General features: G+C 46.9%; 16 protein-coding genes and 2 pseudogenes. 13 read left to right on the plus strand and 5 right to left on the minus strand.

What is annotated here, in order from left to right:
* Nucleotides 1-403 precede the first annotated feature (403 nt).
* Nucleotides 404-5,254, plus strand: coding sequence for an S-layer homology domain-containing protein (locus tag GCU39_RS01805; RefSeq protein ID WP_152391936.1), 4,851 nt, complete (start codon nucleotides 404-406; stop codon nucleotides 5,252-5,254).
* Nucleotides 5,255-5,485: 231 nt separating this feature from the next.
* Here the strand turns inward: GCU39_RS01805 and GCU39_RS01810 are convergent, their stop codons facing one another.
* Nucleotides 5,486-7,237 carry a sensor histidine kinase gene (locus GCU39_RS01810; protein WP_152391937.1) on the minus strand — a complete coding sequence of 584 codons (1,752 nt, stop codon included), beginning with the start codon at nucleotides 7,235-7,237 and terminating at the stop codon, nucleotides 5,486-5,488.
* A gap of 229 nt (nucleotides 7,238-7,466) precedes the next feature.
* On the opposite strand from GCU39_RS01810, the gene GCU39_RS01815 reads away from it, so the two are divergent.
* From GCU39_RS01815 to GCU39_RS32440, 4 genes and pseudogenes are all read left to right on the plus strand, one after another.
* Nucleotides 7,467-8,423, plus strand: a complete 957-nt coding sequence (locus GCU39_RS01815) for an ABC transporter permease (RefSeq protein WP_152391938.1) — start codon at nucleotides 7,467-7,469, stop codon at nucleotides 8,421-8,423.
* Nucleotides 8,424-8,449: 26 nt separating this feature from the next.
* Nucleotides 8,450-9,340: a carbohydrate ABC transporter permease gene (locus GCU39_RS01820; protein WP_152391939.1), complete on the plus strand. Its 891-nt coding sequence runs from the start codon at nucleotides 8,450-8,452 to the stop codon at nucleotides 9,338-9,340.
* 129 nt (nucleotides 9,341-9,469) lie between these two features.
* Complete coding sequence (locus GCU39_RS01825; RefSeq protein ID WP_227793412.1) at nucleotides 9,470-11,089, plus strand: extracellular solute-binding protein; 1,620 nt, start codon at nucleotides 9,470-9,472, stop codon at nucleotides 11,087-11,089.
* A gap of 237 nt (nucleotides 11,090-11,326) precedes the next feature.
* Nucleotides 11,327-11,410, plus strand: a pseudogene (locus GCU39_RS32440) (flagellar biosynthesis protein FliA); the annotation flags it as partial.
* A gap of 211 nt (nucleotides 11,411-11,621) precedes the next feature.
* On the opposite strand, the gene GCU39_RS01835 reads toward GCU39_RS32440, so the two are convergent.
* From GCU39_RS01835 to GCU39_RS01850, 4 genes are all read right to left on the minus strand, one after another.
* Entirely contained in the window at nucleotides 11,622-12,014 is a 393-nt protein-coding gene (locus GCU39_RS01835) for a carboxymuconolactone decarboxylase family protein (RefSeq protein ID WP_152391940.1), read from the minus strand.
* A 2-nt stretch (nucleotides 12,015-12,016) separates the two neighbouring features.
* Nucleotides 12,017-13,645 (minus strand): thiamine pyrophosphate-binding protein, encoded by a 1,629-nt coding sequence (locus tag GCU39_RS01840; protein WP_152391941.1) that lies wholly within the window; start codon nucleotides 13,643-13,645, stop codon nucleotides 12,017-12,019.
* Between the two features lie 17 nt (nucleotides 13,646-13,662).
* A complete protein-coding gene (locus tag GCU39_RS01845) occupies nucleotides 13,663-15,945 on the minus strand; it encodes an EAL domain-containing protein (RefSeq protein WP_321575617.1) in 2,283 nt (760 codons plus the stop codon).
* Nucleotides 15,946-16,136: 191 nt separating this feature from the next.
* Complete coding sequence (locus GCU39_RS01850; protein WP_227793595.1) at nucleotides 16,137-16,283, minus strand: helix-turn-helix domain-containing protein; 147 nt, start codon at nucleotides 16,281-16,283, stop codon at nucleotides 16,137-16,139.
* Between the two features lie 151 nt (nucleotides 16,284-16,434).
* On the opposite strand from GCU39_RS01850, the pseudogene GCU39_RS31720 reads away from it, so the two are divergent.
* The 8 genes and pseudogenes from GCU39_RS31720 to GCU39_RS01895 all read left to right on the plus strand — a co-directional run.
* A pseudogene (locus GCU39_RS31720) lies at nucleotides 16,435-16,509 on the plus strand (bifunctional 2-keto-4-hydroxyglutarate aldolase/2-keto-3-deoxy-6-phosphogluconate aldolase); the annotation flags it as partial.
* A 228-nt stretch (nucleotides 16,510-16,737) separates the two neighbouring features.
* Complete coding sequence (locus GCU39_RS01865; RefSeq protein ID WP_152391943.1) at nucleotides 16,738-16,956, plus strand: hypothetical protein; 219 nt, start codon at nucleotides 16,738-16,740, stop codon at nucleotides 16,954-16,956.
* A 377-nt stretch (nucleotides 16,957-17,333) separates the two neighbouring features.
* Nucleotides 17,334-18,857 carry an extracellular solute-binding protein gene (locus tag GCU39_RS01870; RefSeq protein WP_152391944.1) on the plus strand — a complete coding sequence of 508 codons (1,524 nt, stop codon included), beginning with the start codon at nucleotides 17,334-17,336 and terminating at the stop codon, nucleotides 18,855-18,857.
* Nucleotides 18,854-20,731: a cache domain-containing sensor histidine kinase gene (locus GCU39_RS01875; RefSeq protein WP_152391945.1), complete on the plus strand. Its 1,878-nt coding sequence runs from the start codon at nucleotides 18,854-18,856 to the stop codon at nucleotides 20,729-20,731. The genes GCU39_RS01870 and GCU39_RS01875 overlap by 4 nt, the downstream gene beginning before the upstream one ends.
* Complete coding sequence (locus tag GCU39_RS01880; RefSeq protein WP_152391946.1) at nucleotides 20,728-22,338, plus strand: response regulator; 1,611 nt, start codon at nucleotides 20,728-20,730, stop codon at nucleotides 22,336-22,338. Before GCU39_RS01875 ends, GCU39_RS01880 begins: the two co-directional genes overlap by 4 nt.
* A gap of 206 nt (nucleotides 22,339-22,544) precedes the next feature.
* Nucleotides 22,545-23,504, plus strand: a complete 960-nt coding sequence (locus GCU39_RS01885) for an ABC transporter permease (RefSeq protein WP_152391947.1) — start codon at nucleotides 22,545-22,547, stop codon at nucleotides 23,502-23,504.
* 14 nt (nucleotides 23,505-23,518) lie between these two features.
* Entirely contained in the window at nucleotides 23,519-24,442 is a 924-nt protein-coding gene (locus tag GCU39_RS01890) for a carbohydrate ABC transporter permease (RefSeq protein ID WP_152391948.1), read from the plus strand.
* A gap of 349 nt (nucleotides 24,443-24,791) precedes the next feature.
* On the plus strand, nucleotides 24,792-26,282 hold the full coding sequence (locus tag GCU39_RS01895) for an extracellular solute-binding protein (protein ID WP_152391949.1): 1,491 nt from the start codon (nucleotides 24,792-24,794) through the stop codon (nucleotides 26,280-26,282).
* Nucleotides 26,283-26,293: the final 11 nt, after the last annotated feature.

The raw sequence follows: 26,293 nt of genomic DNA on the forward strand, positions 1-26,293 counted from the left end.
GTAAGGCGTTTTCCTCTATGAATAGTAAGAATACGGTATAGATAATTCATCGTTAGCTTTTTAAAATTAGGCATGTATTACAACTCAATACAAGAGAGGGTCTGGCACCCGCAGCAGCCTAGAGGTTTTGCTTCTTCTAGATCCGATAGCGCTTTCATATTGTGCAGCATGATTACACCTTAACAAGGAAGGAGGGTCTTGGATAGCGTTCTTTGGAAGACGATTACATCCAGGGAACAGGTTAGGGAATGGCGTTTTATCGACTTTTGGAAGCAATGCCATAAGTAGAATATAGCGAGTGGCGCTAACGAGTTTTTTCAAAATGTATTGAGTAAAGCTCCAGAGCAGTTAATGATTGCGCCCCCAGTCTTACTAAGACAAGATCACCTAACGGAGGGATGTTATGCTTAGGCAAGTGATGAAAAAAGGGTTTTTGCTCCTCATCATCTTCTGTCTCGTGACTGCTGGCGGCACCCAGTTCGCGAGAGTAGCTTATGCCGATGATACGATCAATACTTACGAAGCTGAAGACTCAGGCAATACACTTTCAAAAAATGCTTCCGTCTATGACAGCGCGGCCGCTTCCGGCGGCAAGAAAGTCGGAGGCATGTATCAAGGCAGCTCCATTCGGTTCAACAATGTTACTGTAAGCCAGACTGGCAATTATAAAATCACAGTGTACTACATTTCGGGCGATCAACGCTCATTCAATATCAGTACCAATGGTGGCGACAAGCAGTATGAATCACCGCCTAAGACTCCAGACTGGGAGACGGTAGGTACCTATGACGTAACGCTTCCGCTGAATGCAGGTGTAAATACGATCTTGATTGATGATAACGACTGGTATGCTCCCGACATTGATAAGATCGTCATTCGTGGTATGGACGGTAGTCAGGAACCGGGTGGCGGTCATGGCGGGGATTGGAAGAGCAAACTCCGCGGAACCGTGATCGAGGCAGAAGCCACTGAGAATGAATTGGGCGGAAAGGCCAAACGTGCGGACAGCAGCATCAGCTCCGGGGGGCAAAAAGTCGCCGATCTGTACCAAGGCAGCTCCCTGAAGTTCCCGAATGTGAAGGCTCCGGCTGACGGAACGCATATCATTCGCATCTCTTATATTTCCGGTGATCAACGCCCGGTGTACATGCAGGTGAATAATGGATCGGATGATCTGATCGATCTACCGAAGACTGCCAATTGGAACACGGTAGGAACGTATGATGTGGAGGTTGAACTCCATGCCGGTACGAACACCATCACGTTCTCCGATCATGACTGGTATTCTCCGGATATGGACAAAATCGAGGTTATTCCGTTCAAACTCAGCTATGAGGCGGAATCTGCTGCAAATACGCCGACTGGCGAAGCGCGTGTTGCGGATAGCACTAATGCATCCGGAGGCAAGAAAGTAGGCTATCTCAATCACGGCAGCTCCTTGACCTTCAACGGAATTAAGGCGCCGCTGACTGGAGATTACAAGATTACGGTTGCTTATTTTTCCGGAGATCCGCGCAGCTTTTATGTTAGCGCAAACGGCGGTGAACCGCAGTATTACTCTCCGCCGAAGACAGCGGATTGGGAAACCGTAGGCACATATGAACTAATCCTGCCGCTGAACGAAGGCGATAACTCGATCACGTTCTCGGACGGCAACTCGTATTCGCCGGATTTGGACCGCATTATTGTAGAACCGGCTATGGATTCAGAGCCTGGCACGCCGGGGGAAGAAGATGACAATCTTGGTACACCAGGATCTTCGCAAAGCTACGGAGCCATCACGGTTACCGAATATACTTACGGTCAATTGGTATCGGGTGGACAATATGAAGTAGCTTTTAACACCAAGACTGGACTTATCGGCTATTCGCTGGGTCAGGGCCTGAAGCTGAAAGCTATCTACAGCAGCATTAAACTGAACGATACTCTGGTAGATAGCAAAGGCTATGAGAGCCATGTCATTGCCGGAGCGCCGACAGCCATTGAAGACGGTTTTGGTAAAGGGATTGAAGTTACTTTTGTTCATACCTCGGCTGGTAAACCGACAATGAAGCAGAGCTACAAGTTCTATGACAACAAGACATACTTCCTGACCGCATTGAATGTTGAAAGCGATTCCGTAATCAAAACCAACTACATGGCTCCAATTGCCTTAAAGCGGACGGGTGGCCTGGATATCGGTGCCAGCAGTGATAACCGTGTACTGACGGTACCGTTTGACAATGATGCTTGGATTCGATACAAAACCCAGAACATGAACCGTTCGGATACGAGTTATGAAATGACAACGGTGTTCAACAATACAACTCGCGTCGGGCTGGTGCTTGGTTCTGTAACACATGATACCTGGAAGACAGGAATCGATTGGAAAGGTTCCTCTAACCGTATCAACGAACTGGTCGTGTATGGCGGTGCAGCTAGCGATGTTACCCGTGATACTCAGCCTCATGGCAGCCTGACCGGTACGAATCTGTCCTCGCCGACCATTATGGTGGGCGGATTCAGTGATTACCGTACAGGACTTGAAGAATACGGCAGAGCGAATGCTGTTATCGCACCTCCGCTGGAACTGAATCCGGAGCTGCCACAAGGCGTACCGGTGGGCTGGAACAGCTGGGGAGCTTATGAAAGCTCACTGTCCTATCAAGACGTAGTGGATGTCTCGAATTTCTTCAAGGATAACTTGAAGAAGTTCAACAATAACGGCAATGTGTTCATTAATATGGATTCCTATTGGGATAATCTGAACGATCAGCAGCTTGCCGATGTGGTCTCGGTGATCAAGGGCAACGGGCAGCATGCCGGCATCTACTGGGCGCCGTTTGTATATTGGGGCAATAATATGGACCAGGTGGTAGACGGTACCGACGGGAAGTACAAGTACGGGGATATTGTCCTGAAGGATGCTAACGGCAAGCCGCTGCCGACGCTGGACGGCGCATATCCACTGGATGTGACCCATCCGGGAACGAAGCTGCGTATGAATTACTTCCTGGACAAATTTAAACGCCTGGGTTTCACCTTTATCAAGCTGGACTTCCTGACCCATGGCGCTTTGGAAGGACAACACTATGATCCAAATGTAACTACAGGCATTCAGGCGTATAACGAGGGAATGCGTTATGTTAAAGACCGGATCGACGGCAAGATGTTCATCAGCGAATCAATCGCGCCGATTTTTCCAAGCCAATATGCACACAGCAGACGAATTTCCTGTGATACGTATGGCAGAATCAATGAGACAGAATACATGCTTAATTCGTTAACTTATGGCTTCTGGCAAAATGGCACGATCTACACGTACACCGACCCGGATCACCTGGCGCTGAGCCGCGCTGCTACACTGACAGAGGCTCGCAGCCGGATGAACTCCGGTGTGATCTCCGGAACCGTGCTGCTGGATTCCGATAATGTGAACGATCCGAAGGCACAAGAGTACATGACCGCTCTGTATAACAACACAGATGTGCTTGATGTAGCCCTGAAAGGCAAAGCGTTCAAGCCGCTTGAAGGCAATACTAACGCTAATGCTGCGGATACGTTTGTTCTGAAGGACGGTAACGATTACTACCTGGCTGTATTCAACTACAGTGGCAATGCTTCCGTGAACAAGACGGTGGATCTGGCTCGTGCTGGACTGGACCCTTCTGTAACCTACATGGTGAAGGACCTGTGGACAGGTGAAACTTCGACTGCGATCGGTTCTTGGACTGCTGCGTTGGAAGCTGCGGATTCCAAGCTGGTCAAACTGACAACCGCTCCTAAGCAAGCGGCGGGTGTCTCACTCGATAAGAAGGAGCTGACGTTGGCTGTTGGTGAAACCGGCAAGCTGATTGCAACGGTAACACCACAAGATGCAGCGAACAAAGCTGTAACCTGGAGTTCCAGCGACACATCAGTAGCCGCTGTAACCTATGGTGTAACTGGAGAGGCAATCTACGGCAACATTACTGCTGTGAAACCGGGCAAGGCTGTAATTACAGTTGAAACGGTGGATGGAGGCTTCAAAGCGTCCGCAGAGATTACAGTCAAGGCTGCGGATGAGAGTCCAGGAACGCCAGAAAATCCAGGGACACCTGAGAATCCAATAAATTCGGGTAATAACAACAATAACGGCAACAGCGCAGGAAGCAATGCGCCAAGCCCTGCCGGTACACTGAATGTAACACTTGATATGCTGAAGGTGGACAGCGCTGCTGGTAAGGCGGTTGTTGAACTCAAGGCCGACACCAAGGTTGTGCAGCTGTCTGCGGCAGCTCTGCGCCAGCTTGGCGACCAATCTCTGGAACTCAAATCCGACAAGCTGTCCGTACAATTGCCGGCTGCTGTGATCAAGCAGCTGCAGAATAAGCTGCCGGAAGGTCAGCGCGGGGACAGCACGATCTCGCTACAAATGGTTCCGCTTGCTGGCAAGTCTGATGAAGTCGTTGCAGCGGCAGCAGGAGCGACCCATGCAAAGGTTAGCCTGAAAGGCGAGGTTTACGAGTTCAGTCTGTCCGTGACGTCCAAAGAAGGCGTAACGGAGAAGCTGGCTGTGTTTGATTCGCCGATTACGCTGAGCCTTAAGCCGGCAGATGGTTTCGATGCCAAATTAGGCGGCATCTACTACATTGCCGATAATGGCAAGCTAGAGTATGTCCCTGCAGAATATAGCGGCGGTGTATTGACCGCCCAAATCAGCCATTTCAGCAAATATGCTGTGCTGGAACTGAATCGCACCTTTGTGGATGTGCGAGCTAATCACTGGGCTAACGCAGTGATCAAGGAGTTGTCGGCAAAGCTGCTAGTTCAAGGCACTAGCGGTGATAAGTTTGAACCGGACCGGGCGATAACTCGTGCGGAGTTCACCTCCATGCTGGTTCATTCTTTGGGACTGACTGCAACGGATACTACAAGCTTTACAGATGTAGCATCAGGCGCATGGTATGCCGAGCCGATCGCGGTGGCTTACAAAGCCGGAATCGTGAGCGGACGCAGCGCGAGCATGTTCGAGCCTTCCGCCAAGATAACGCGTGAGGAAATCACGGTGATGTTGATGAAGGCCTATGAACTGAAGAACGGCAAGGTTCATGCGCCTGCTGCAGAATCAGGATTCACAGATATGAACCTGGTGTCGGATTGGGCAGCAGCTTCCGTGAATGAGGCGGCAACACTTGGCTTAATTCAAGGCCAAAGTCAAGGACAGTTTGCGCCTAAAGAGATTGCTTCCCGTGCGGAAGCCGCTCAAGTGATCTACAATTTGATTTTGAAATAGGCTCTGCGGTTGGAGTAATTGCTGCGAGTATGATAACAAAGGAGCTGTCTCAAAAGCGGATAGAATCACTGAGGGGACAGCTTGCTTGATGAAAAAGCGAACGGAAAACGAAGAAATGGCGGTGCTAAGGAGAATATCCTTGCACCGCCATTTCTGCATTGTAGGCGAATTGTCACTTTTCTGAATTAGAATTTAAGGTGCAAAAATGCTGTTAATTTCGTCTGCAGTGACCTACACCATTTTTTGCGGCAAACGAATTTGAACGGTGGTGCCTATGCCGAGCCGGCTATAAATGTTCACTCCATAATACTCGCCAAATTTCAGCTTGATCCGGCGATTCACGTTCGAAATCCCGTAGCCCCGACCCGGTTTCTCCTCCAGCAGCGACTCCAGCGTTTCCGGTCTCATGCCCATCCCATCATCAATAACGGACAAGATGATGTCGTTCTCCTGGGTGTTTCCTTTAATATGAATATTCAGCGGGCTCTCCTGCGTCCAAATGGCATGAATGACTGCATTTTCAATAAAAGGCTGCAGGGTCAGCTTGACTGTCGAGTAGGGCAGGATCGCTTCATCTATCGAGTAAGTGATATTCAGTTGGCCCTTGAAGCGGATAAGCTGAATGGCATTGTAGCTCTGCGTCAACCTGATTTCTTCGTTAATCGTTAGGATGCTTTTCCCTTTATTGAGCGAGATCCGGTAGAACTTGGCCAAATGCAGCACCATATCCTGAATGCGCGTATCACTATGCTTGGCCGCCAGTGACGAGATGGAGCCGAGCGTATTGTATAGAAAATGTGGGTTGATCTGCGCCTGCAGAAGGTCGAGCTCTGCCTCTTTGCCGAGCAGCTCCTTGTGATACACCTCGTTGATCAAATTGTTCAGCCTCGCCGTCATCTGTTTGAAGGCAAAATGGAGCTGGCCAATCTCATCGCTGCCGAACTGCTCTTCCTTGGTCGTAAAATTCCCCCGTTCAATCTGCCGGACCATGCGAATTAACGTACGGATACGTTTGCTGAACATGGAAGCAGTAATGAAGATCAGCAGCAGCGCTACGCCGATGAAGGAGAGGGAGATTTTGATAATCAGATTGGATAGTGAGGTGGCGTCCTTGATAATGCTCTCGTAAGGGAAAATGGACACCGTCTTCCAGCCATTCTTCAGCGTATTATAGACCGCAAACGCCTTAACCCCTTTGTAGGTCGTATCAAACCGCCCCGATGGTATTTTCTCGAATTGATGATCCAACAGCTCCGGCAGGCTGGCATTCAATAATTGCTTATCAGCAGCTGATAGTATAATCCCCTTGTCATTCATGATGAAGATATCTTTGCCGCCGGCTTCTTTCTCCATTAGCGAGTAAATGACTGACTCAGAAATCCGAAAGACGAGAACACCATAAGGATACTGGTTGCGGTTGTTGTTCAGCAGCCGGGCCAGGGTGAACATGGCGGGACTGTCTTTCGTCTGTGGTGAAGAGAGATAAATGATGTTCCCATGAGATTGCAGTAGTTGCTTATACAGTTCACTATGCTCCACCTCTGGTATTACCGGTCTTATATAGTAGTTGTCCTTCGGCAGAGAAGGATTGTCAGAATAGATGAATACGCTATCAAAATCGGGATAGGCAGCCATCACCGTATCGAACCGGTTGCCGATGTATTTATAGACATCCAGATAAGAGGGATCATCCTGATACTCACTGGTCAAGTAATTGGTCAGCCGGTTGTCGAGATAGATAGAAGCGGAGATATGCTCATAGCTATCCAGCTTATTCTCCAGGTTCTTGTTAATCTGGGCGGTGGAATTCATCATATTAATGTAGATTTGATCCGTCAGCTTCGACTTCGTCAGTTCATAGGAGAAGTAGACTAGCAGCATCATCGGAAGGATGGTAACCAGTACGAAGACGAAGAAGAGCTTGGCGCGGAAGCTCAGGTCAATAAAAGGCATGTAGATATATTTTCTGAATAATTGTAGCATGATGAAAGCCCTTTCTTTATCTGGAGTTTCATAGCATAGCCTAGTTCATCATAGCAGACAACATACCAGAATCCAAGACTGGAATAGCTCAAAACATCTTTAAAAAGCGGTATCTTTCGGAGGATTCAAGTATAGAAAGGGACCTGGCACGGATTTAATATAAATGTATCAGATGTTGATTCGATTTGCCGCTAGGCACGCTGCTGTATAGAACAAGGGAGGGTATTTGATGCAGAAAGCAAGCGCTATCAAAGCAACAGGGGGTAGCAGTCTGTTTAGCAGACTCCGAGAGCAAAAATGGTTATTTTTACTAATGCTGCCCGCCTTTATTGCGACATTGCTATTTTCTTATGGTCCTATGTTCGGATTGTATATGGCGTTTACGAACTATCAGCCGGGCGGAGGAACATTCTTTGAGCAGTTCTTCCATGCTGAATTCGTAGGTTTTAAATGGTTTGAGTACTTCTTTACAACAGGCGATTTCTACCGCGTAATGCGGAATACACTTGCAACCAGTTTGCTGACATTGTTCTTCGGCTTCCCGGCACCGATCTTGCTGGCGCTGATGCTGAATGAAGCGAGACAAGGATTCTTCAAACGATTCGTGCAAACGGTTTCTTACCTACCGCACTTTATCTCCTGGGTTATCGCGGCGAACATTGTTATCACACTGCTGGCTTCCGACGGTATGCTGAACAACCTGCTGGTCCTGCTGGGTATTGTAAAAGAGCCGGTAGCGTTCTTGCAGAACGGTCCGCTCTTCTGGTGGATTATCGCACTATCTAACATGTGGAAAGAGATGGGCTTTAGCGCCATCATGTATCTCGCAGCGATTTCGGCGATCAACCCTGAGCTTTATGAAGCAGCTAAGGTAGACGGTGCCAGCCGTTTCCGGCAAATGTGGCACATCACGCTGCCAGCCCTGCGCCCAACGATTGTAATTCTGGGGATTCTGGCTGTCGGCGGCATTTTGAATGCAGGCTTTGAACAGCAGTACTTGCTGCAAAATAACACCGTGCTTGAATACTCCGAAGTTATCGATATCTATGCATACAAATACGGTCTGCAAAACAGCATGTTCTCTTATGGGGCTGCCGTAGGGATGTTCAAATCCGTTGTCGCCTTCATCCTAGTCGTGATTGTGAATCGGATTTCCAGAAAAGTGAACGACCAGGCGTTGTTCTAATACAAAAATCGAGAGGAGCGCTTGTGATGCTTTTAAATAGATTCGGGGATCATATTTTTAAACTTTTTGTATATCTCTTTTTGATCATCATCTTGTTGGTCACTTTCCTGCCGTTCTGGAACATTCTTGTTCTTTCATTAAATAGTGCGGAGGACACGGTTCGCGGAGGTGTCTATTTTTGGCCAAGAGCGCTGACCTTTGACAGCTATAATCAGATTTTCAAAGATAGCGAGATTTTGAGCGGGCTTTGGGTAACCGTCAAACGTACAATTATCGGCGCACCGTTGTCGGTAATGGTCATCACGATGCTGGCCTATCCGCTCAGCCGACGCAACTTGGTTGGACGCAAGGGCTGGAACCTATACTTTGTCTTCACAATGTATTTCGGCGGTGGTCTGATTCCGTACTACATGGTACTCAAGGCGCTGCACATGATCGATACCTTCTCGGTTTTCATTCTGCCAAGTTTGATGAACGTCTTCTATATGATTATTGTCCGTACCTTCATGGAAGGCCTGCCCAACGAGATTGAAGAGTCGGCAAAAGTGGATGGCGCGAGCGACCTGACGATTTTCTTCCGGATCGTGCTGCCACTGACCACACCGGTACTTGCTACGGTCGGACTCTTTCAGGCTATCGGCCACTGGAACTCCTGGTTTGACTCTTATGCGTTTACATATCGTTCGGACCTGAAGACACTTCAGGCAGTGCTGGTAAAAATCTTGAGTCAGTTCCAGACCGGCGGTATGATCTCACAGACGCAAATGCTGGCGAACTCGGCGAAACGGAATGCGGTCTCTAGTGATACGATTCGGATGGCGGCAACCATGGTTGCTACACTGCCTATCGTTCTGGTTTATCCATTCTTGCAAAAGTACTTTGTTAAAGGGATGACACTGGGTGCTGTTAAGAGTTGATATAGTTAAGTAAATAGAAGGCCGTCGGATGAGTGTCCAGCGGTCTACCCTGAAAGGGGGTGAGCGGGGAAATCTGCTCGGTTGCTGAATGAACTAGATAAGTTACTTACTCATATGGGAGGAATTAGGGTGTCTATTGTAAAGAAAAACAAATGGTTGAACGTAAGTGTTACTGCTGCACTGGCTGTTGGACTTTTAGCTGGATGCGCTTCCAAAGATGAAAAAGGGAGTAATAACCAATCGGCCGGAGACGATACAACAAAAGGGCCGATTACACTGACTTGGTTCGACGCCAATACCAAAGGTGAGCCGTTCACTGATGCAGTAGCGCAAGAAATTACGAAGAAAACTGGAGTTCAGGTTTCCATTCAGCAGCCTACCGGTAACCCTACAGAGAAACTGAGCCTGATGCTGGCTAGTGGTGACTATCCTGACGTCGTGCTGATGAGTCGTGGAGACGCTTCCTTGGATAAATACATCAATAGCGGTGCGTTCATTCCACTGGATGATCTGATTGAGAAGTTCGGACCAGATTTGAAAGCGATGTACGGTGATACACTGACCAAAACCCGCTATAAAGATGGAAAGAACTACTATCTGGCTAACTGGTACGGTCTGGACAGCGACCCTGTATTCGGGATGCTGATGAGACAGAACCTGCTGGAGGAGCTGGCTCCAGACAAAGCTGACGGAAGCAAGCCGCTCACCACGGATGAATTCGAAACGCTGCTGAAGAGCTTCAAAGAGAAACATAAACAAATCGACGGTAAAGAGACTGTGCCAATGACCATGAACGGTGAGAACATGGGCGCAATCCTGGGTACCTTCAAAGGCATGTGGGGCCTGAAGACTTACTATGATAACAACGGCACATTGCAATATGATGTTAAAGACCCTAAATACCGCGAGATGATTTTGTACGTAAACCGTCTGTACAGAGAAGGGCTGATTGAGAAAGAATTTGCGATCAGCAAAACACAAACTTGGATTCAAAAGCTGACCACGGGTACAGTATTTGCTACTCCGGCTGCGTATTGGGACCCAGGTAACGCGAACGGCGCGCTGAAGAAAGACGGCGGCGAGAAAAATCAGTTCTACCCGTATAAAGTTGTAGCTCCAGGCGTTGACCCTGCTCATACTACCTTTGGACCAAGAAGCTCTCTGGGATGGGATGCTATTGCGATTACGAAGAACAACAAACATCCTGAAGAAACGATGAAACTGTTCAACTACCTGGCTAGCGACGAAGGACAACACTTGCTGCTGTGGGGTAAAGAAGGTGAGCAGTACAAGATGGAAGACGGCAAGAGAGTACCAGATCCTGCGTTCCTACAAAGCTTCAAGGATAACTGGGATGATACAGTGAAGAAGAGCGGCGTTCGTAAATGGCTGTGGTTCGTCAAGAACGGTCTGGATCCAAACGGCCAGCCTTACGACATGGCAGTTAAATACAAACGTAGTGAAGTCGACAACTTGGCCCTTAAGAGCCTTGGTGATTCCGTATGGGATACTGCACCTTATGATAACCTGAACCCAGATGGCGGTACACCTGAAGCACTGACTGCTCAAAAGGTTAAAGACATCATGGACCAAAGCATTACTCGTGTTATCATTGCACCAAACGAAGCAGAAGCTAATGCTACCTTCGACAAAATGCTGGATGATATGAAAAAAGCAGGCGATGAGAAAGTAGAAGAAATCATCAACCAGAAGTATAAAGAGCGTGTGGAATTGTGGGGCAATAAATAAGACCTATTCCTGATTTGATAAATAACCCGTAAGACGGCAGGGCAGGGACTCACTCCTACCAGCTTTTTCATATCTCTTGATAGCTTCACCAAAGATTAATTTTCGCAGCAGGTTGAAATGTTATTCGGCAAATACGTGATGCAAAAGAAAAGAATATGGATTTGAGACCATCATTTTTTATGCTGGACTATAAAACCGAGCTCTGTAAGGACACAGTGTTCGGTTTGTTTTCTTTGGCTGACATCGTTTCGTGTTCACATCGTCAAAAAAATTGATAACGCTGGCGAAGACCTTGAGGATCTGATCTCGATCGGTACCATTGATCGAGAAGCGGTTGCTCATGAAGCTGTACCATGAGTTTTATAAGGCGAAGCGGTAGACATATATTAATTTAAAGGCAGACACGTCATTTTAAACAAACTGTAGGGGCATGAATTCGGTCTTGTAGCGGATTCATGCTTTTAATTTTGACTTGAGTAGAAAAAAGGGAAGAACCCTTCATAAGGGTTCTTCCGGAATTGTAGCAAAGTGCTTAGCCCTCTACCTGAATACCTCTTTGCTCAAATACAGTCATGACCTGTACCATCGCACTGCATGCTTTTGGAAACCCAACATAAGCGGCACAATGAATCACGAGTTCAATGATTTCTTTTGGACTCATCCCCACATTGAGCGCTGCGTTAATATGAAATCCCATTTGCTCAAAAGCGCCCTGTGAAATTAATGCAGTCAGCGTGATGGTTTCTCTTTGTTTATAATCTAATATTTCTCTGGAGTAGATTTCCCCAAAACCAAATGAAACTAGAAAATCTGCAAAATCGGGATAGAATTTATGGAAGGATTCGATGGCTTTTAAACCTTGTTCACCAACCATCTCATTTAGAACTTCCATTCCCTTGTTATAATGATCTGAATTTCTACTCATATTTATCCCCTCTTCGTTGTTGGTGGAATCTCTAACGGATCAACCATTGCTTCAATAACGACTGTTCTATTGGCAACTTTAGCATGTTCTATCGCATTTTCGAGTTCCTCAGCATCGAAACATTTGAAAGAAAGAGCCCCCATGGATTCAGCAAACTTTTGAACATCTAACATGGTTTGATAGACAGTTCCTACAGCTTTTCCTAAGTGCAAAGTCATTCCTGTATCAACCATATCGATTTTCCCATTATTGAAAACGATAAAAATGACATTCGCTTCGTAGTTAACAGCAGTAGAAATTTCAGTTCCATGCATAAACGTGCATCCGTCCCCGGTTAAGCAGACGATTTTAGCTTTGGGATTTGAAAGCTTGGCTCCAATCGAATACCCTATGGCATGGCCCATGGTACCGAACACATCATCAAAATAAAAAGTACCGGGCATCTTAATATCATAATGTTTTATCGCATAAAACGTATGACTCCCATCATCGCCGAAAATGATCGTATCTTCATCCAACGTTGCGTTCATCACTTTAACAGCTTCAACGGCTGACATTGGAGATTTCATTTCCATGGGAGGTTCTATTAGTTTATGATCATCCATATGAAGGGTCATTTTATTAATTTCTTTGTAATTCAGTTTTTCAAATAACGCATTTAGATTCGTTTTAATATCGCCAACAATAGGTAATGTTTCAACCTGAATCGTTTTACCTATGAAAGTTTGGTCCATATCAAAATGAATGACGGTTTTGGGATAATTGGAGGGTGTTAGACCGGCAACGGACATATCGGAAAGTTTAGTCCCAATGACGATCATCAAATCTAAACCGGATTCAACGTATGCGCTAGACGCCTCAGTCCCTCCAAGACCGTAAGCCCCCAATGACAAATGGTGATTACTCTCAAATGCGCCCTTTCCTCCTGGCGTGGTCATGACTGGAATATCGAAAATCTCGGCTAACATTTTCACTTCGCGATAGGCCCTGCTCGAATGTACCCCTTTGCCTACAAAAATAACTTTTCTACCAGGACGGTTTATTAAGTTCTTACACTGATCTAAGTTTGGAGCAATCGGATAAATAACCTCCGGTAAGTCCATTTCAAACTCAGGTATATGTTCAGCTAACACGTCTGCAGCGATGGATAGATGCACCGGACCTTTAACTCCGGAGTAGGCTTTCTCTATAGCATGCTGAAAATAAGACTTAAACGTATCCGCTCTTTCCACTCTGGCGCTATACTTGGTCACAGGTTCAAACATTTTAACAACATCTGTTCCAAACATCGTTGAATCTTGGCCTATCGCTTTACCTGAATCTTGGATCGATGGATGACCGGTAATAAATAAAACAGGTAGATGAGATGCTTTTGCTTGACCGGCAGACGTTAACAGATTTGTGGCACCTGGGCCCGATGTTCCAATCACAACGGCTAATTGATTACTCATTAAGGCATAACCAGCTGCCTCGAATCCAGCGCCCGACTCATGCTTCGATAATACAAACTCAATACCGTTATGATGTAAATCAAGAATGAGTGGAGTGACTGGTTTGCCGGGTATGCCAAATATATGATTAACGCCCCATTTTTTGAAATGGATTGCTAATATCTCAGAAATTCTTTTCATTTTTACCATCCATTTCGCTATAGAAATTGATTTTTAATATCGTCATTCAGTTGATAAAACGACTTTTCAAAATCATCGACAGAAAGAGGTTTACTAAAATAATATCCTTGAACCGTATCGCATTTCTTCAATTGTAAGAAATTAAGTTGATCTTTGGTTTCTACACCCTCTGCGACAACAACTAAATTTAAATTGTGTGCCATTGAAATAATGGTGCTAACAATATTTAAATCATTTTTATTGAACATGATATCTCTGACAAAAGACTTGTCTATTTTCAACGTATGAATAGGGAACTTCTTCAGATAATTCAAAGAGCTGTACCCCGTCCCGAAATCATCAATACTTATCCTTACGCCTAAAGCGTTTAATTGACCTAAAACGTTTATCGCACGCTCAACATCCATGGTCATCGTCTCCGTAATTTCTAGCTCTAAATCATTCGGATCCATGCCAGTTTCAATTAAGGTATTGGAAATGACTTCAACTAAGTTATCCTTTAAAAATTGCTGAGAAGAAAGATTAACCGCTATTCTGAATTTAGGAAGTCCCATGTCAAGCCACCGTTTACTTTGATTACATACCTCACGTAATACCCATTCACCCACTTGAGAAATTAATCCGCTGTCTTCTAGGATTGGAATAAATGCATCCGGTGCTACAATGCCATATTGCGGACTATTCCATCTTAGGAGTGCCTCCACGCCAATGATTTCCTTTGTTATTAAGTCAACTTGTGGTTGATAGTACACAATAAACTCTTTATTGTCTAAAGCCTCTCTTAATGAGACTTCCAATGATAGTTTATCTTTTTCCTTCGCATTGGACTTCATGTTTGAATCGAATAGGGTATAATTATTTCTTCCCTTTGATTTCGACTTGTACATGGCATTATCTGCGTATACCATGAACGTTTCAGCATCCGTCCCGTCATTGGGATAGATGGCTATGCCGATACTCGCAGTGACATGGAACTTGGAATCATTGATGGTGAAGGGAGTGTCAAATAAGTCAATAATTCGCTTGCCTGTAGAAGCCACTTCTTTTTGCCCATTGAGGCCATGAAATAGGAAAATAAATTCATCTCCGCCCATTCTAAATACTTTTCCAGTGTCACCTAGGAAATGTACCAGTCTAGAGGAAACTTGCTTAAGTAAATTATCGCCATTGGAATGTCCAAAAGCATCGTTAATCGTCTTAAAGTGGTCTAAATCCAGGAACATGAGTACCAAATCAATATGATTGCCAGAGGTTAGAGATGAAGAAATATGATGATTTAAGGTTTCATGAAGTGAGCGTCTATTGGGTAATGATGTTAATTCATCGTGATAGGCCAAATAATTGTGCCGTTCTTCATTTAAATAACGTTCTGTAATATCTCGAAGTTGAGAGTATGAACCAATAAAATTATTTGTTTCATCATAGATGGGTTGAGCGTCGAATAAACAGACTACTTTTTGATAATCTACGGTTTGTAAAATCATTTGGACATTATCAAAACTCATTTTGTTATGTATGACTTGTTTCATGTGACTACTTACGAGACATTCCGGGTTTTGTTGGCTTCGATCAACGATGTTGATACCCTTGTGAATATGAAATGATTCAGCTACAAAATCGTTAACGGAATTAATGATGCCATCAGCATTTGTAATGATAATGCCATTTCTATTTTTATTAACGATGATCTGATTTAACATATTTAACTTTCGATTCTGTTTTCGAAGTAAAAGCTCTCTTTCAATAGAGTCTACTACGGTAGATAACATGGTTAAGAAAAATGGATTATGCAATTCAGTTGCAGTCATAATACATATACTTCCTAGTAAATTGTTGTTATCTGTATAATGAAAGGCAGCCCCATAGCATGCTGAGTCATGAAGGATTGTATGATAATGATTTGAGCCTATAAGTTGAACTGGATGGCCTTGTTGAAGAGATAAGCTGATGACATTCGTACCCATATCTTCATGCGTAAATTGTGCGCCTACTTGTATACCTAATTGTTGAATTGTAATTTTGATGGTTTCATCGCCAACGATATGCAGCAAATATCCATTTTCGTCCGATATGACAATAAGTACAGGTGTTCCGCTTAACGAGTCTAAAATCTTCTTGGAGAAAAAATCAACAACAGATAAAATTTCACTGTACGTGTTTCTTTTCTGGAGCAATTCTTGTTCTGACATTGAACGTTTTGGTTTTCTAATTTCATTTGGATCCATACCAGCTTCGATACATTTCCGCTTAGACTGGGCAATATAGTCCTCTTCATGAATCAGTTCTTTGATTTTAATCACCCCCATTAAATTAGCTTTCTATATAAAGATACCCCGGACATAACGAATTTGTGAGTGAATGTAGAATCTATTTCTTGTCATCATATCTTCCATGATTATTCGACAAAAAAGGACAGTACCCTGCAACACGAAATGTAAAATTTCAGGACTTTAGTAATGTGTTCGCCAACACTTTGGGTATAATCCGGTACCTAGGTTGATCTCCCGTATTGGCCGGGAGAAATGCCGGTTATATTTTGAATGTACGAATAAAAATTGGCATAGTCATTGAAGCCTGACAAATGACAGGTCTCGGAAACCGTATGACCCGTGGATAATAGTTGCTTGGCCTGAGCCACCCGTTTCAATAAAAGTGGTGGATACCGTAGGCGCGGGAGATGGATTTTGCGTTGGATTTATCGTGGTGTCGTACACGGAGTCGCTTGTGGAAGCGGTTCTCGTCTTGGTAATGTAATCGGATCAATGGTCAACCAGATGGAAGGCGATTAGGAGCAAGCCATTCGAGGTGGAATTAAGATCATTGAGATTACGATGACGGTGGCGTTTGCGTTACAAGCAATAGAGGCGTGAAATGGCTAAACAGCGCTTGGCGACGATGTCGGTTTATACGGCGCAGCGGCTTTTGCCGCTAGCAGTACATTTCTTCTTTTATTTTCATACGGATATTATTTGTCTGTATTCGTTAGATCATTCAAACAAATGTCTGTTTAACTATACCCTTATTCTTCCTTGTATGACTTAGAGTCCTACAAGCTATATTATTTTTGTTAACTATGAATGGAGGTCATCAAAATGGCACAACAAATTGATACAAATTCATTGAAAAGGGCAGAAGCAGTCACGTCTATCGCGAAAGACCTGATTACACAAGCGATTGAGCAATCTTCTTCCAATCAAATTCTTTGTGAAGAAGCTCTAAAACAAGCTTCAAACGAAATTAAACAAGCTCAAACGATGATCAGTCAAGTGCAATCGACGTTTCAAACAGACAAAGCTCAGCAAGCAAAGTAAGTAACATTTAGATAATAATTGAGTTGAGATTATCTCAACTCTTTTTCATTCTGGCCCCTTTTTCACAAATATCCTCATAATGTATCCATTATCTTTAGTAATATTCACCATCCAAGTAGATTTGTACTGGATTGATAGAAAATAACAAAAGGAGGGAGCTTAGGCATCCCTCCTTTTGTTATTTTAAGAGTTTTCTCCATCATGATAATCGGCTATTCGAGACTTAGGGACAGCCTCCTCTTTGCATGCTCTATGAAAAATAGGAAAAATTTTGAAACAGATTGACGCATATATGATAAACTGTTGATTTAGCAAAAGCAAAACACAACTCCATGATTGTTTGTAGATTTTGAGCAGCAAGGGAGGGATTAGAGCGCATGAGGAGCAAATTACGATTCGGTTCGACAATTATTGTAACCGCTTTCTTATTTATCGCGGGATGTAATGTTCCAGCTAGTGAGAAGAACAGGGAGGCGCAGCACAAAGGCGCAGCCAAGTCTATCGGCATTGTTATTTCTAATCTGGGGATGACGTTTCCTGCCGGAATGGACGAGAACGACAACCGCTACCTGAGCTATATTGAGGCGCAAACGGGACTGGATATTAAGATTACGACACCCCCTACGGAAGTATACGACGAGAAGCTCGATGTGATCATGTCCTCCGGGAATCTGCCTGATATGCTCCATGTGTACAAGGCGGTATGGTTTGGCAATTATGCGAAGCAAGGGGCTTTTCAGCCGCTTGACGATCTGATTGATCAATACGGACCCCATCTGAAAGAAAAAATCCCTGCTGAGGCGTGGGATCGGGTCAGATATGGCGGAAAAATATACGCCATTCCCAGCTTGAACGAAGTTAGCGGCGTTGAACTGATGTATGGTAGAAAAGACTGGCTTGACCGTCTTGGGCTGCAGCCACCCGAGACGCTGGAGGAATACCATGAGGTCATTCGCGCATTTGCGCAGGACGACCCCGATGGCAATGGCATCGACGATACGATCGGTCTGGCCTTGATGATTGATCTTGGACGGTCCTCCCCGTTTTTCGGTGCTTTCGGAACGCAGCTGGATACGTGGCTTGAACGGGATGGCAAGCTGGTCAACGGCAGCATTTTGCCGGAAACGAGACAAGCGCTGGCTTATCTAGCCGGCTTATATGAGGAAGGCTTGCTGGACCGCGAGTTTCCGCTCAATTTGCAGAACAACCTTTTCGAAAAAATCCAGGACGGCAAAGTTGGACTGTTCTCGGCCACCTGGTATGATACCCGCGGCCCCATTGCGGCGAACAAACAGAAGGATCCGAAGGCCGAATGGATCGCTCTTCCGTATCCCACCGGACCTGACGGGCAAAAGGGAGTGTACGAAACAGATATGATCCGCGGTTATAATGTGATCCCGGTCGGCTCTCCTAACGCGAAGGAAGTCATTCAGTTCCTCGATTTTATCGCGAGCGATTATAAAAACTTGAAGCTTGGCTTTGAGAACGAAATATGGAAATGGGAGAACGGCAGGATGGTGACGGATTTCCAGAAGCACGACGAGCAGCTGTACAGGGGCATTTATCAGTCGCTGGTGGATGTGCCGGATCCTGTGCTGTCCAAGGAACGGCTGGATTCCTTGGGGGACTTTCATTTATACGACAATCTGGAGATGATACGCCAAAATGTGATCCACAACGCGTTCTACGGCATTCCCACGCCGGCCATGAGCAAATACGACAAAAAGCTGAGAGAGCTTCAGAGCATTTTTACGAATATCATTTTAGGGATTGAGCCGATCGAGTCGTTTGACCGTTATGTGGAACAGTGGAAGCGGGAAGGCGGGGATGAAATGACGAGAGAGGTGAATCGATGGTTTGAGCGCAGTGGACGGCAAATGGTCAGGGGGGAAGGAGGATGATTAACGTATTTCGCAGGGTAACGGACCGCTTTGCCAGTAACATCCAGACCAGGCTGACCGGTTATTTTCTGCTTATTCTCCTGCCGCTCGTTCTCATCAGCTTGTTTGCGGTAGAACGTTCAAGGGATATTTTATACGAGCAGGCCGTGAAAAGAACGGAGGTAGCGCTGTCTTCGGCGATGAACCACTTTGATCTGGCGCTGCAAAATGTGGAGGAGATCTCCACGCTGATCTCAGCGGACCCGAACCTGAATGAGCTATTGAACAAGAACGGAGCGGATTTCTCGCCAAAATCGATCGTTGATTTCTCCAACGTGCTTCAGCAGCTGTCGAACTCGGTCTCAGTCAACCGATTTGTATCGCAAATCTCGGTGTACCACCAAGCCACGCACATGTTCATCTCGACTCATTTCGGCGGCCGCAAGCTGACATCGGAGCCTGAACAGGAATGGCTGGTGGAATCCGCCCGGAATAACGGGACAGGGATTTCGTACGTCATGGCCGATTATCCGGTATCGGACGCCCGGACGTTCGGCAAGCTGACGGGAACGGACAGCGTTTCTTTGATCCGTTCCATGGATCTATACAATATGGACCGTAAGTCCAATTTGCTCGTGGTTACCTTTAACCGAAGCAAGCTGCTTAACATTCTGAAGACGCTGCTTCCGTCGGAGAACAGTCGGGTATCGCTGTTCAATGATCGAGGGGAAGTTATCGTCGAGACGGGGAAGGCCGCAGTAAGCGGAGCTCCTTCTTCCAAGGATATGGAGGTATCGATGAACTCCGAATATTCCTCCTGGCGGCTCGAACTCGTTCAGCCGAAAAGCGAGCTTTACCGGGAGACCGATCAGCTCCGGCTGTTCACTTTTACGATTATTGGAATCAGCGTCCTGCTTGCTTTTATTATCTCTTGGGTTGTGTACAGCGGAATCGCTTCCCCAGTGCTCAAGCTGTCGCGCGGGATGAGGTCCCTGAGCAGCGGTGAAATGAACGTCCACGTGGAGACCCGAAGGAAGGATGAGTTCGGCTTCTTGATCCAGTCCTTTAACCGCATGGTATCCGTACAAAAGCATTTGATTGAAGACCATTACGAGCAGCAGCTCCGGCTCACGACAACGGAACTGAAATTTCTGCAATCCCAGATCAATCCGCATTTCTTGTATAACACGCTGGATTCCATCTATTGGGCAGCCAAAAATTATGAGGCGGACGAGATCAGTGAGATGGTGATGAACCTGTCGAAGTTTTTCCGTCTCAGCTTGGATAAGGGAAGGCAGGTATTTACTGTTGAAGAGAGCATGACCCACCTGCACTATTATATTCGGATCCAGCAGCTGCGTTTTCTGGACAGCTTTGAAGTAGAGTATCGGATTTCCGATGACACGAGAGCACTTCCGATCCTGAAGCTGCTGCTTCAGCCGCTCGTGGAAAATGCAATTTTGCACGGGCTGGAGGGGAAGGAGAGCGGAGGAAGGCTCATCGTGTCTAGTTGGATGGAACAGAACTGCGTGGTGATCTCTGTGCAGAATAACGGCCCAGGAATCGAGGAGGAGCGTCTGTCCTATATCCGGAGCGAGCTCGGGCGGATGAGGTCCCGGAGCTTTCCGTCCCTGTCGCAGGATGAGGAGAACATCAAGGATTTGTTCGGTCTGCGGAATGTCTTTACACGAATGAGGCTGTACTACGGGGAAGAGGTGGACTTGACGATCGAGAGCATGCCCGGGACCGGAACGATTGTTGCGATTCGAATCCCCTTGAATCCGGCAGGCAGCGGCAGCATGGAGACGGATGCGGTGCTTGTTCCACGGCAGAGACCGGAGATCCAAGATCGAAGTCGTACAGATGACCCCTATGAAGGAGGGCGGGAAGTTTGAATTTAATTATTGTGGAAGACGAGCCCAGGCTCCGAAATTCGCTAGCGTACAATATCCCCTGGGAAGACCACGGGATTGAGGTGGTTGGACTCGCGGCAAACGGGGTTGAGGCGCTTCAGTTGGCGGAACGCAAAATGCCGGATTTGATGCTGATCGACGTTCAGATGCCGGAAATGGATGGCTTGACCTTGATTGCCCGGCTCAAGGAAAAGCAGGTCGGTAAGCGGTTTATGAAGATGATCATTTTAAGCGGCCATGACAATTTCGAATTTGCCCAGCAGGCGATGGAGCATGGGGTGTCCCGTTATTTGTTAAAGCCTGCCGGGGAGGAGGTCATCCTGCAGGCGGTGCTTGAAGCACGTGATGGGCTCCGGGAGGATTTAGAGCAGTGGAGAGGGAAGGCGGAGCTTGAGCGGAAGTGGAAGGACCATATGCCGAGCCTTCAGAACGACTTCATTCTGAATTGGGTGAGCGGCAAATACGACGAAAGGGAGATACTGAATCGGAGCACCGAGCTGTATATGGGCTTGGAAAAGGATACGAAGCTGGCCGCAGTCGTCTTAGACTTGGATCCCGTTCCGGAACATGACGCCAGGTTTGGTCCGAACGACCGTGAGCTGCTGCGGTTTACGATTCGGTGTCTGGCCGGGGAACTGCTGTCGAATTCCTCCTGCTGGGTATGCACGGACCCGGATTCGGACGTACTTCTTGTGTTTAGGGCGGAGCCCGAACAAAATACGCAGGAATTCATGCTGCACATCAATGCGTCCGTCGTCAAGCTGCTCTCGCATGCGAAGGAAATTTTGAAGCTGACGGCGAGCGCCGGCATTTGCGGCAGGGCGGGAAGGATCGAGGAGCTGCCGCAGCTATATTCGGAAGCCTGTAGAGCCCTCCAGGAAAGAGTCGTGTACGGGCCAGATATCGCCATTCCTTACCGGGAAGAAGAAAGAGGGAACAGGCCTGAAATTTCCGTACAGTTGCATTTAGAAAAAATGCTGGAGATTGCGCTGGAGACGGCGCATGAGGCTAAAGCGGCCGAGGCCGTGGAGGGCCTGTGGCAGGAGCTATTCGCGCGTACCGGGACATCGCAGCAGTTCCAGGAGGGCGTCATGTATATGAACAGCTTGTTCATTCGGATCATGGTCAAGCAGGGCTGGAGCATCCGGGAGGTGATCGGCGAGGACTGGGCATTTATGCAGAACATCCAACTCCTGAACACGAAATCGCAGACACGATCTTGGCTGGAAAGAACTGTAGGGCGTATCACAGATTATATGAAGGGACAGCGTAAGAGCAGCAGTCACCAGATCGTCCAAAAAATAGCGAGCCTCATTGAGCAGGAAATCGATCAGGATATTACGCTGCATACCGTGGCCGATCGGTTGTACGTCAATTCCTCCTATCTGAGCCGGCTCTTCAAGCAGGAGATGGGGATGGCTTTTTCGGCTTACGTGCTCGAGCAGAAAATGGAGAGGGCCAAGCGGGTCCTGCAGGACGGGCAAAAAGTGTACGATGCCGCAAGGCAGACGGGCTACCGTGATGTCAGTTATTTTACAAAGGTGTTCCGCAAGTACTGGGGCGTCAATCCGGGGGAGTTCAAACCGTAGAGAAGGCTCGTTGGAGAATATTTAATCAATTGAAGCAAAGGCATCCTCCGGTTGTTCGCCAACTGGAAGGGATGCCTTTTTAGCATTCGCCAAAGGAGCATCAAATTACCACAAACAGTAATGATTGTCGCCTACCGGGCTTTTTAGCCTCGCATTACAATTTTAAATATCGAAGTTAGAGCTCATTCATCAGAGGGGGGAATTGCATGAAGCTAGGATCGAAGAAACTGCCCGTAGCCGGGCCATACCGCCGAGGATATTTTCCCTCGCTGTGGCGCGATATCTGGAAGGAATGGGATTTGTACTTGCTGCTGGTTCCGGGGGTTCTGTTTATTTTGCTGTTTAAGTACACACCCATGTACGGCATTACGATCGCGTTTAAGGATTTCAACATATTTACCGGCTTTGCGGATAGCCCCTGGGTCGGATGGAAGCATTTTGAGAAGCTGTTTACCTCACCGGACTTTGCGCGGGTATTCCAAAATACCGTCATCATCAGCCTGCTGAAAATCCTCATTCTGTTCCCGCTGCCGATCATCGTGGCGCTGATGCTGAACGAGATGAAAAACATGATCATCAAGCGCTCGGTACAGACCGTCATTTACCTGCCGCACTTTCTATCCTGGGTCATCGTAAGCGGCCTGTTCATCGATCTGTTGTCCACGAACGGCGGTCTGGTGAACAAGCTGCTGGTATCGCTCAACCTGGAGCCGGTCGCTTTCTTCCTCGATAACAGCGTGTTCCGAAGCGTGCTGGTCACCTCGGCTGGATGGAAGGAAACCGGATGGAGCACGATCGTGTACCTTGCTGCTTTTAGCATGGTTGATCCCACCCTCTACGAGGCGGCCAAAATCGACGGAGCAGGCAAATGGAAACAATTGTGGCATATTACGCTTCCCGGCATCGCTCCGATCATCATTCTCATGTTCATCTTGCGTCTCGGAAGCATTCTGGAAGCGGGAACCGAGCAAATTCTGGTCATGTACAACCCGGTGGTGTATAAAGTTTCAGATGTCATCGGCACGTATGTATATCGACAGGGTCTTGGCAATCAGGATTATAGCTTCACGACGGCGGTCGGGCTCTTCGAAGCTGTGATCTCGTTCACGCTGGTCATTGTCGGCAACGCGCTCAGCAAAAAATACCTGCAACGGGGAATCTGGTAAAGGAGGGGAGCACGATGAGACAGGATCTTGATTTAAAAACCATTTCAGCAAGTGCAGGGGTTAACGCCATCAAACCTTCCACGGGTGAGAAAGTATTTACCGTATTCAATTACTTTGTTTTCATTCTGATCGGGATTACGACCTTGGTTCCTTTTATTAATTTATTGGCAAAATCCCTCAGCAGCGAGGATGCGGTGGTGTCTGGGCGTGTCGGGCTATTCCCGGTCGGCATTCAATTTGAGACCTACAAATACGTACTACAGGATTCCTTGTTCCTGACTTCTCTGAAGACGTCTGTGCTGCTGACCGTGATCGGAACGGGGCTTAGCCTGATCATGACCACGATAACCGCCTATCCCCTCTCCAAGATCCGGCTGCGCGGGCGCAAATGGCTGCTGCTTATGTTCGTGTTCACGATGCTGTTCAGCGGCGGTTTGATTCCAACGTATCTCCTCATGCACAACCTGAATCTGGTCAACACGTTCGCGGTTTTATTTCTACCTGCAATGGTAAACGTTTTCAATATGCTGATCATCAAAAATTACTTCGAGGGGCTGCCGGACTCGCTGGAGGAATCCGGTAAGCTGGACGGCGCGGGAAATATTCGGATTTTGATTCATATCATGCTTCCGCTTTCCCTACCGGTACTCGCCACGATCGCGCTGTTTTTTGCAGTTGCCTTCTGGAACGATTATTTTACCTCCATGATTTATATTACCGATCCGGATCTTAAGCCGCTCCAATTGTATCTGAAGGAGTTGATCGTTTCTTCCAGCGGAGATTTTCTGAAAAATAACGTGGATCTGGCCATCAACATGACCCCGCAATCGATTCAAGCGTCGTCCATTTTGCTCGCGACCATCCCGATTCTGCTCGTGTATCCGTTCCTGCAGAAATATTTCGTCAAGGGCGTACTGGTCGGCTCGGTCAAGGGTTGAAGAGGGCAAAGATCATTCCATAAAGGCGGTGATGCCCTCTATTAAAGGTAGTTCAAAAAGTCAACATTTGATCACGAAGTAATACAAGAAGCATAATCGACATCGAATCTTGCGATCACCTTCGAAGAGTATATGCTTACGGAGTATGTTTCCTTTGGAAACATTTCAGGTACTCATTTAGGTTTAGCCTAAACTCCGTTCCTCCTACAAGTTTTTCGAAGAAAAACTCGCTACGGAAGCTTGGCTTCAGGTTCTCGCAACCTTCTCGGTGCTGAAATGCCCACTTTTTGAACACGCATTATTATAAGGGTTCGGCGTAACGGTTATCCCATTCCAAGGAGGTTAACGTATGAGAAAAAGAATAACAATGGTTGTCGCGTTACTGGGTCTGAGTCTAGCGGTGTCCGGCTGCGGCGGAGGAGCTTCAAAGTCGGAGTCGCCAGGAGCCTCTTCAGAGGGGGCGAACGGAGGAGACGGTAAGAAAGAGATCCGCATGATCATGCAGTACGGTTTGTTTGATCCAGCCAAGGAGTATATCAGCCAGTACATTAACGAGAAGACGGGATACAACGTCAAGTACGAAATGCTGCCGGCGGAAAATGGGAATGAGAAGCTGAATCTGCTCATGGCCAACAAAGAAAGCTTTGATGTAATGAAGCTGAATTCCGAGCAGTTCTACAATCTCGCGACGTCGGGCGCGCTGGAGCCGATCGATGATCTTCTTGCCGCTCACGGCAATTACATCAATCAGGCGATCAAACCGGAATCGTGGGGCAGTGCGACCATCGACGGCAAGAAGTACGCCATTCCGGAGACGGGGACGGGCGCGACCGTCGGCGAGGAGTTGGTCGTACGCCAGGATTGGCTGGATGAGCTGGGCCTGTCGATTCCGACCACGACGGATGAATTGTACAATGTGCTGAAAACGATCAAGGAAAAGAAAAACATCGTCCCGCTAACTGGCAGTAAGGACTCCATCTATGGCGATATCGCGGCGACGTTCGGTTTGCTTACCGACTGGAAAGAGGTTGACGGCAAGCTGATGCACAAGGCCGAGCTTCCAGAAATGAAAGAAACCCTGGCCTTTATGAACAAATTGTATAAGGAAGGGCTGCTGGATACGGAAATGCCGATCAACACGGCGCAAAAAGCGATAGAGAAATTTACAACCGGCAAGGCGGCCGTCTACAAGCTGGCCTGGTGGAACGCGGGCAGCACGATGTCCGCGCTGAAGCAGAACTTCCCGGATGCCAAAGTAACGGTTATCCCTTATTTGAAAGGGAAAGATGGTAAAGCTGTCACCGGTGTAGACACGAAAACCAACTGGTTCATTGCCATACCGAAAGCCTCCAAAAACAAGGAAGAGGCGATGAAATTCCTGAATGCGAAGCTGGAGCCGGAGACGTTTAAAGGTCTCGCCATCGGTCAGGAAGGCGTTCACCATGAGGTGAAGGACGGCAAATATTATCCGATTCTTCCTAAATTCAATGAAGATTTGGGCAATGCCAGTGCGTTCATTACCGGCGTTGACGAGGAGAAGTATCCGATTTATTGGCAGGCCCGTGTTCGGAAGGATCCGGTGCTTCAGAATTATTTTGAAACGTTCCAGAAAAATGCCGAGGGCATTATCGTGATTGACCCGATGTCCGTTGCGCCGCCGATTGATGCCATTTCGAGAAATACGCTGAAGCTCAGAACGCTGCTCGATGATAACGTACTGAAATTCATCAGCGGTTCCGAGCCTTTGGAGAACTACGATACGTTCCTGGAGCAATGGCGCGCGGAAGGCGGAGATGATATGGTGAAGGCCGCTAATGCGTGGTATCAGTCGAAAAAATAAAAAGAAGTCAT

Origin of the sequence: Paenibacillus guangzhouensis, assembly GCF_009363075.1 — a bacterium.
Taxonomy (GTDB): domain Bacteria; phylum Bacillota; class Bacilli; order Paenibacillales; family Paenibacillaceae; genus Paenibacillus_K; species Paenibacillus_K guangzhouensis.

Excerpts from the sequence above, each read along its gene's own strand:
- GCU39_RS01870 (WP_152391944.1), top strand. The coding sequence starts at position 17,334 with ATGAGGAGCAAATTACGATTCGGTTCGACAATTATTGTAACCGCTTTC.
- GCU39_RS01840 (WP_152391941.1), bottom strand. The coding sequence starts at position 13,645 with ATGAAAAGAATTTCTGAGATATTAGCAATCCATTTCAAAAAATGGGGC.
- GCU39_RS01865 (WP_152391943.1), top strand. The coding sequence starts at position 16,738 with ATGGCACAACAAATTGATACAAATTCATTGAAAAGGGCAGAAGCAGTC.
- GCU39_RS01820 (WP_152391939.1), top strand. The coding sequence starts at position 8,450 with ATGCTTTTAAATAGATTCGGGGATCATATTTTTAAACTTTTTGTATAT.
- GCU39_RS01895 (WP_152391949.1), top strand. The coding sequence starts at position 24,792 with ATGAGAAAAAGAATAACAATGGTTGTCGCGTTACTGGGTCTGAGTCTA.
- GCU39_RS01835 (WP_152391940.1), bottom strand. The coding sequence starts at position 12,014 with ATGAGTAGAAATTCAGATCATTATAACAAGGGAATGGAAGTTCTAAAT.
- GCU39_RS01875 (WP_152391945.1), top strand. The coding sequence starts at position 18,854 with ATGATTAACGTATTTCGCAGGGTAACGGACCGCTTTGCCAGTAACATC.
- GCU39_RS01815 (WP_152391938.1), top strand. The coding sequence starts at position 7,467 with ATGCAGAAAGCAAGCGCTATCAAAGCAACAGGGGGTAGCAGTCTGTTT.
- GCU39_RS01810 (WP_152391937.1), bottom strand. The coding sequence starts at position 7,237 with ATGCTACAATTATTCAGAAAATATATCTACATGCCTTTTATTGACCTG.
- GCU39_RS01805 (WP_152391936.1), top strand. The coding sequence starts at position 404 with ATGCTTAGGCAAGTGATGAAAAAAGGGTTTTTGCTCCTCATCATCTTC.
- GCU39_RS01885 (WP_152391947.1), top strand. The coding sequence starts at position 22,545 with ATGAAGCTAGGATCGAAGAAACTGCCCGTAGCCGGGCCATACCGCCGA.
- GCU39_RS01890 (WP_152391948.1), top strand. The coding sequence starts at position 23,519 with ATGAGACAGGATCTTGATTTAAAAACCATTTCAGCAAGTGCAGGGGTT.